Raw genomic sequence first — 6,316 nt, forward strand, 5'->3', positions numbered from 1 at the left:
GCTTACGGGTGTTCGCCTTGGACCGCCCGACAATCCAAGCTCGGTTGCCGGTCTGGTACAGGGGCGGCTTTGTTCACGACGCGTGATCTTCGCAAGTCATCCATCGTTCCCGGCGGCGGGCGAGGAGCGGGGTGAACTGGCGGATCATCTCGGAGTCCTTGTATTTTTCCCGGACGGCGTCCGCATCCGCCCGATTTCGCCAGTTGGCGAGAGCGATGATATGTCCCGGATCATCCTGATCGATGAAAATCTGATGCGAGATGTAACCGTCGAAGCTTCGCATGTCCGACCACACTTGGCGCGTCAGCCGGAGTCCTTCTCGTTCCGTACCGGGTTTCAGCCAAGTATCCCAAATGACCGTGATCATCCTCTGATGTTGTCTATACAACGAAACTCGCACACCGCGCATCGACGTTAGGGGCGTGGTACCGGCGCCGAACTTGGCGGGAGTCCGTCACGCCGTACCGTCTCCTGTGGTCAGCCCGACAAAGCCAAGCGCGCTCAGCGTCTTGGAATCCTCCGCGATGGGCCGTATCTCGACGCATCCGATCTTGGCCCCGGGAATCATCGAGGCGACCTCGATCGCCTCATCAATATCCTTGGCTTCGATGACGTAGTAACCGCCGAGCTGCTCCTTGGTTTCCGCGTAGGGTCCATCGGTCGCCGAGACTTTGCCGTTCCGCACCCGGATCGTGGTCGCGGCAGCGGGCGGAAGCAGCCGATTGCACCCGACGAAGTGGCCGCTTTTCCGGATACCGTCGGTAAACTCGCGGTACTCTTCCAGGTGCTTCTCCGCATCGGCTTCGGGCATTTGCTCCATCACCGTTTCGGCACAAATCAAACACAGGTACTTCATCACGTTTTCCTATTCAAGACTTACTCCGCCGCGTCGACGAGCCGACCGGGACGGCGGCTCTGCGCAACATTTACTTTTCCGCGATGGCTTTCAAGCTGGCGAGGCCGGCCTCGAAGTCCTTGCCGATCATCTTGTCCATGCTGATGAAGAGTCCTATGAGTTTTGAAATGTAAGGGCTGGGGCCTTGCATGGACCAGGTGGTCCGGGTGACGTCGCCCTGCGGTTCTAGCGTGAACTCGACGATGTTGTGGGCTTCGAAAGGCTTGATGAAGTCGAGTTTCATGGTGATCTTGGAGGGGGGAAACGACTCCGTGATCTCGAGGCGTCCCTGGCCGATATCCGTGTTGCCGTCCCATTCGTACGCCGCGCCCTTGCCGTCGGCCGCGCCGGTATAAGTCCGTTTCATCGCCGGGTCCTTTTTTTCGAACGGCGACCACTCGTTCATCTTGCGCAAGTTATTAATAAGCATGAAGATTTTTTCCGGCGGCGCGTTGATGCTGGTCGAGCGCTGGACGCGGAAAGTGTTGGGTCTGGTCGCGGCATAGATGAGGACCGCGGCGATCAGAAGGGTAGCTACGACGGCAATGTTCTTGAACATAGATTTTTCCAGTGCGGTGTCGGACGCAAGAAGGGACTGTCAGGGACCCGGCGGGAGACGATACGCGGCTAGTTCTCCGTACCGATCCCGAGTTTGCGACAGCGTTCGATCGCCTCACCCGGTTCGAAGTCGTCCAGCTCGAACAACTGGCGGACCTCGATCTCGCCTTCCCTGCCGTCACCGGCTGGATTAGGGAAGCGCTTGGTCCATTCCAACGCCTCTTCCTTGGATTTCACCCGGATAATGGTGTAGCCGGCGATCAACTCCTTGGTTTCGGCAAAGGGTCCGTCCACCACCGAACGCTTCTCGCCGGAGTACTCGATGCGCCAACCCTTCGCGCTCGGCTGGAGCCCGGAGCCATCGATCAGTGTGCCGGCTTTTGCCAGTTCCTCGTGGTATGCCGCCATCTCGGCAATGAGGTCCTCGGTCGGCATGACGCCCGCCTCGGAGTCTTTGGTGGCTTTGACGATGATCATGAATCGCATGGGCGTTTGTCCTGTTCAGTTTCGATTAAGGAGCTCGGCTTCCGGACGGCCTGGACCGGCGGAAGCCGAGCTCCTGGGTTGGCTCTATTCCGCACTCTCTACGATGATCATCCACGCCACGCCGAAGCGGTCGATGACCATGCCGAAGCACGGCGAAAAGAAGGTTTTGCCCAACGGCATCTGCACCTGTCCGCCTTCGGCCAGCGCGGCGAACAGGCGATCGGCCTCCGCTTCGTTCGGCGCCGAGAGCGATAGCGAAATGCCCTGGAAGTTCGGCTGCCCCTGGCAGAAACCGTCGGAAGCATGCACCGTACTCTCGCCGATACGGAAGCTCGAATGCATGACTTTTTCCTCGGCTCCGGGCGGGAGCGGGCACTGATGGGGCTCAGGGCTTTCCTTGAAACGCATCAGCATCATTACTTCGGCGCCGAGCGCGCGGCGGTAGAAATCGAGCGCCTCCTCGCAGCGGCCTTCGAAGAACAAATAGGGTTGGATATGCATGGTATCTCCTTTTCTCGGTTGAGGTATTAAGACGCCTACGGGGTCAGCTTCGCCAGTTGTGCCTGAAGGCGGTCGAAATTCTGTTCGTTCGCTTCGACGCACACCGCCCGGACCTTGTCGCATTCCGCGGCGCTTTCGAAGAGCATCCGCCATTCGAGCCGGGTTCCTCCGGCCTCCTCCGTGAAGGTGACCGTCATCTGAAATCGCGGACCTGACACATGCTGGAACACAATGCGCTCGGGCTCGACGACCTCGAGAAAGACGCTCTCGTTCGGATAATCGACCCCGTCGGGACCGTGCATGACAAAACGCCAGACGCCGCCCGGCCGCAGGTCGAATTCGTGAAAAGTGTTGGTAAAACCCTTCGGCCCCCACCACGCGGCCAATTGGGCGGGATCGCGCCACGCCTTCAACAAGCGCTCGCGCGGTACATCGAACACTCGCGAGCTGACAATTTCACGGTCGGCAGCGCTTGTCGGGGTGGAATCGGTCATATGGATTTTTTCTCCTCTTATCGATTGATGAAAAAAACAGTCGTCATCCAAGATCGAACGGGGCGGCTGTCGTCATGGGATCGGGCTAAAGGTCGAGCGTGAATACGGCTTTGCCGGTAGGCGGATCGAAGGGGAGGGAGCAATGCTCGTGCACGATCCGCCAGCTGCCCTTTTTCCGCTCATAGCCGGCCGTGAGCCGCATCCAGGTTTGCATTGCCGGATGGTCCTTTTCTTCCCCGGTGAAGCGGAACAGCCAGTGGGCGAGCGCCAGGTCTCCACTTACGAAGATGTCGAGGTCCCGCGTTTCTATGGCGAAAGAGTCCGGGAAGCACGGCAAGCACTCTTCCCAAATACGGCGGTAGTCCTCTGCGCCTTTGGTTTGGAACGGAGGTTTGCAATCGTAGAAAACGACATCAGGCGCGTAGCGGGACATGATTCGGCCCACGTCCTTGGCGCAGACGGCATCCATCTGATCGGCGATGAGTTGTCTAATCTGGGCTTCGTCGTAGGCTTGGATGGTTTCGGTTGCCATGGTGGTGGATCCTTATCGGTTGGTTTTCGGCGAACAGATGGAAAACGCCCAACTGCCGCTAGGTGGTCGAATGAAGAACCGCGAAATCGACATCACCGAAGTCCTCTCCCTCGGCATGCCAGTCCAGCACCCGTTAGGCCCGGCCATGGAGCGGTCCAGGGACGTTACCGTCGACCGGAGCAGTTTTCTCATGGCTGTGTTACGGCGTGAGGTCGAGCAAGGCGCGGCCGCTCTCGATATCGAAGGGCGCCGAAAAATGCTCGTGCACGATCTTCCATTGTCCGTTCAGCCTGCGGTAGCAGGCAGTCATCCGCATCCATCCGACTTTTTCCTCGCCGTTTTCTCCCGTTCCGCCGCACCGGTTGAGAGCATGGCAGAACGCCACGTCATTGCCTGCCACGATGCTCAGGTCGTGAATTTCGAAGATCATCGGGCCGGGACACAGGGCAAGGCAGGCTTCCCAGTGTTGTCGGTACGCGTCCACGCCCTTGAATTGCAATTGCGATACGGCATCGAATGCGAGGATGTCCGGGGCGTAGTGGGAAACGATTGCGTCCATGTTTCCGTCCAGCACGGCTTTCAGCCAGCTGTTCACCAGGTTTCGGATCTCGGTTTCGGTCGTTTCAGTTTTCATGGCTTTTCTCCCGTAGATGGATGGGTTGAGTCGGGCTTCACCGAAGTGGGGGGTACATGAGCTCCCTTTCACCCAGCGTATTTGTCATGGTGGCGCCACCATCCATACGGTGGAGTTTGCGGCCATCCGTCCGGAGAGTCTTCCCAATCCTCCTGCCGGCCGAAGGGTGTCAAGTCGAGGTAGCTCCAATGACTGCCGAGGTACTCGGCGCCACGTCCGGCCGTGAAGTAGGTTTGAAAGATGTTTCCTCCCTCGCGGAGGAAGACGCTCACGCCGAACGTTTCGCCCTGCTCGGTGGTGACGCCGAAGTCCCGGTTGAAGTCGCTTCCGAAAGAGGAATACCAGGGCACGTCCCAGCCCATGCGTTTCCTGAACGGCTCGATCTTGGCCAGCGGCGCGCGGGAGACGAGGACCCGCGAGGTGTCGCGGGCGTGAAGATGGGCGGGGTGGCCCATGCTGTCGACCACCCATGAACAGCCGACGCAACCCTCGTCCCGATTTGGGTCGAACATGAAATGGTAGACGATGAGCTGGCGGCGGCCCTCGAACAAATCGGGCAGATTCAACTGGCCGTCCGGACCTTCGAAGACATAAGCCTTGTCGATCTTCACCATCGGCAGCCGGCGGCGTTCGGCATTCAGCGCGTCACGCGCCCGGGTGAGTTCTTTTTCCTTGATGAGCAGTTCCTCGCGTGCGGCGAGCCACTCGGCCTTGGATACGATTTTCGGTAGATAAATAGGGTGATTCATGGTGACCTCTCTCTGCGATCGCATGGTATTCGCGTCGGGCAGCGTCACGGGGCTCCGCCGTAGCGGCTTTCCACGTTCAGCACTGGCTCGATGGGGCGGACCTCGATGCTGCCAAGGCGCGCCGACGGCCACCTCGATGCGATCCGGACCGCCTCGTTCAGATCGGCGGCTTCGATCAGAAAGAAACCGCCCAGTTGCTCCTTGGTTTCGGCGAAAGGACCGTCCGTCACCGATAGTCCGCCGCTCCGAACCCGTACCGTCGCGGCGGTTCGAACGCTCTTGAGGGCGTGAGTGACGATCAGGTGGCCGCTTTCGCGAAGCTCCTCGACATAGGCGAGCGTCTCGCGCCGCAGGGCATCCCACTCGCTTGCGGACAAAGCGTTAAGTTTTTCTTCCGCTTCGTACGCCAGACACAGATATTTCATGGCTTTCTCTTTTGTTGAATTTCACGGGCGGGATGGACCGTATTCGTCCTACGGCTTCAACTCCCGGATCGGACGCACCTCGATGCTGCCCACGCGCGCCGGCGGGATCTTCGCGGCGATCTGGATAGCCTCGTTGAGATCCCGTGCATCGATCAGGTAGAACCCGGCCAGTTGTTCTTTCGTTTCGGCAAATGGGCCATCGGTGACCGACACCTTGCCGCCGCGGACCCGTACGGTCGTGGCGGTCTGAACCGATTCCAGGGGTTCTCCGCCAAGCAGATGCCCGCTCTCGCGGAGCGAATTGGCGTAGGCCAGGCATTCGGCATCTTTCGGACTTTCGGGGAGGCTGTGCAGCTTTTCTTCCTCGCTGTAAACCAGGCACAGGTATTTCATGGCTTCCTCCATATCGTGATGAAAAGGCTGTAGGCGCTGGATAGTCGTTCGGGGAAGCGCCGATTCGACACTTGATCGTGAAATCGGGAAAAATTTTTCCGGCGCTTTCCGAAAACGCAGAGAAGCGACCGTGGCTTCAGCGCAGAGCGCTGCGATGCCGCCGGACCGCCCTATATCAAACGTACAAGTAAGCCGAGTACAGATACTCGCTTCGTGAGGTCAAGGTTGGGCATGAGCGAGCGTGTGCCCGCTGAATCCTTTCGTCGGCTTTCGCGGATGGGTCACTTGCACGCTTTTGTTTTTCCGCCATATGCAACCGAATAAGGCTCGTCGAAGCATGTGATCAAGCGATCGACGACGTCGAGGTTCGGTACGGCACCTTGAAGTCTTGGCCCTTTGGCGATCTCTTCCCGGAGTTCGGCCAGTTTCTCGCGGTTTCGTTCCAGAAAGGCGATTGTCGCCCGGACATAAGCGTTCCACCGGATCGGTGACTCGGCCGGTTCATTTTCGTACAAAGCGGCCCTAAAATGCGAATTAAGAGCTAACGGAGAGAAGATGCCAGCCCATTGGTGTCTCTTGAGGAGGGTTCTGCAACACCCCTCGGAGAGACGACCATGGACTGGCAAACTCAACTCATTACGGTGTATCT

12 protein-coding genes are annotated in these 6,316 nt (G+C 58.9%); all 12 read right to left on the reverse strand.

From position 1 onward, the window contains the following. Nucleotides 1–73 precede the first annotated feature (73 nt). A complete protein-coding gene (locus ABJK70_RS01470) occupies nucleotides 74–367 on the reverse strand; it encodes an antibiotic biosynthesis monooxygenase (RefSeq protein WP_347257295.1) in 294 nt (97 codons plus the stop codon). Between the two features lie 87 nt (nucleotides 368–454). Next, the gene (locus tag ABJK70_RS01475) at nucleotides 455–856 is read right to left on the reverse strand and encodes a YciI family protein (protein WP_133718811.1); all 402 of its coding nucleotides are present in this window, start codon (nucleotides 854–856) and stop codon (nucleotides 455–457) included. Between the two features lie 70 nt (nucleotides 857–926). Next, entirely contained in the window at nucleotides 927–1,454 is a 528-nt protein-coding gene (locus ABJK70_RS01480) for an SRPBCC family protein (RefSeq protein ID WP_077728690.1), read from the reverse strand. A 68-nt stretch (nucleotides 1,455–1,522) separates the two neighbouring features. Next, nucleotides 1,523–1,939 carry a YciI family protein gene (locus tag ABJK70_RS01485; protein ID WP_086134026.1) on the reverse strand — a complete coding sequence of 139 codons (417 nt, stop codon included), beginning with the start codon at nucleotides 1,937–1,939 and terminating at the stop codon, nucleotides 1,523–1,525. A gap of 84 nt (nucleotides 1,940–2,023) precedes the next feature. Beyond that, nucleotides 2,024–2,440, reverse strand: a complete 417-nt coding sequence (locus ABJK70_RS01490; protein ID WP_077728692.1) for a VOC family protein — start codon at nucleotides 2,438–2,440, stop codon at nucleotides 2,024–2,026. A gap of 35 nt (nucleotides 2,441–2,475) precedes the next feature. Further along, nucleotides 2,476–2,934: an SRPBCC family protein gene (locus tag ABJK70_RS01495; protein ID WP_077728693.1), complete on the reverse strand. Its 459-nt coding sequence runs from the start codon at nucleotides 2,932–2,934 to the stop codon at nucleotides 2,476–2,478. An 85-nt stretch (nucleotides 2,935–3,019) separates the two neighbouring features. Continuing rightward, nucleotides 3,020–3,466 (reverse strand): nuclear transport factor 2 family protein, encoded by a 447-nt coding sequence (locus ABJK70_RS01500; RefSeq protein ID WP_086134028.1) that lies wholly within the window; start codon nucleotides 3,464–3,466, stop codon nucleotides 3,020–3,022. Between the two features lie 199 nt (nucleotides 3,467–3,665). Beyond that, nucleotides 3,666–4,100: an SgcJ/EcaC family oxidoreductase gene (locus ABJK70_RS01505; RefSeq protein WP_086134029.1), complete on the reverse strand. Its 435-nt coding sequence runs from the start codon at nucleotides 4,098–4,100 to the stop codon at nucleotides 3,666–3,668. 68 nt (nucleotides 4,101–4,168) lie between these two features. Continuing rightward, on the reverse strand, nucleotides 4,169–4,849 hold the full coding sequence (locus ABJK70_RS01510; protein WP_077728749.1) for a DUF899 domain-containing protein: 681 nt from the start codon (nucleotides 4,847–4,849) through the stop codon (nucleotides 4,169–4,171). 44 nt (nucleotides 4,850–4,893) lie between these two features. After that, nucleotides 4,894–5,274 (reverse strand): YciI family protein, encoded by a 381-nt coding sequence (locus ABJK70_RS01515; RefSeq protein WP_077728696.1) that lies wholly within the window; start codon nucleotides 5,272–5,274, stop codon nucleotides 4,894–4,896. 48 nt (nucleotides 5,275–5,322) lie between these two features. After that, nucleotides 5,323–5,667 carry a YciI family protein gene (locus ABJK70_RS01520; RefSeq protein ID WP_077728697.1) on the reverse strand — a complete coding sequence of 115 codons (345 nt, stop codon included), beginning with the start codon at nucleotides 5,665–5,667 and terminating at the stop codon, nucleotides 5,323–5,325. Nucleotides 5,668–5,948: 281 nt separating this feature from the next. After that, a partial coding sequence (locus ABJK70_RS01525; protein WP_347257296.1) for a hypothetical protein occupies nucleotides 5,949–6,316 on the reverse strand: 368 nt, incomplete at its 5' end.

The sequence above is a fragment of the Methylocaldum sp. genome, assembly GCF_039794385.1.
In the GTDB taxonomy this organism is placed as follows: domain Bacteria; phylum Pseudomonadota; class Gammaproteobacteria; order Methylococcales; family Methylococcaceae; genus Methylocaldum.

Excerpts from the sequence above, each read along its gene's own strand:
- ABJK70_RS01485 (WP_086134026.1), bottom strand. The coding sequence starts at position 1,939 with ATGCGATTCATGATCATCGTCAAAGCCACCAAAGACTCCGAGGCGGGC.
- ABJK70_RS01520 (WP_077728697.1), bottom strand. The coding sequence starts at position 5,667 with ATGAAATACCTGTGCCTGGTTTACAGCGAGGAAGAAAAGCTGCACAGC.
- ABJK70_RS01495 (WP_077728693.1), bottom strand. The coding sequence starts at position 2,934 with ATGACCGATTCCACCCCGACAAGCGCTGCCGACCGTGAAATTGTCAGC.
- ABJK70_RS01515 (WP_077728696.1), bottom strand. The coding sequence starts at position 5,274 with ATGAAATATCTGTGTCTGGCGTACGAAGCGGAAGAAAAACTTAACGCT.
- ABJK70_RS01505 (WP_086134029.1), bottom strand. The coding sequence starts at position 4,100 with ATGAAAACTGAAACGACCGAAACCGAGATCCGAAACCTGGTGAACAGC.
- ABJK70_RS01500 (WP_086134028.1), bottom strand. The coding sequence starts at position 3,466 with ATGGCAACCGAAACCATCCAAGCCTACGACGAAGCCCAGATTAGACAA.
- ABJK70_RS01480 (WP_077728690.1), bottom strand. The coding sequence starts at position 1,454 with ATGTTCAAGAACATTGCCGTCGTAGCTACCCTTCTGATCGCCGCGGTC.
- ABJK70_RS01490 (WP_077728692.1), bottom strand. The coding sequence starts at position 2,440 with ATGCATATCCAACCCTATTTGTTCTTCGAAGGCCGCTGCGAGGAGGCG.
- ABJK70_RS01510 (WP_077728749.1), bottom strand. The coding sequence starts at position 4,849 with ATGAATCACCCTATTTATCTACCGAAAATCGTATCCAAGGCCGAGTGG.
- ABJK70_RS01475 (WP_133718811.1), bottom strand. The coding sequence starts at position 856 with ATGAAGTACCTGTGTTTGATTTGTGCCGAAACGGTGATGGAGCAAATG.
- ABJK70_RS01470 (WP_347257295.1), bottom strand. The coding sequence starts at position 367 with ATGATCACGGTCATTTGGGATACTTGGCTGAAACCCGGTACGGAACGA.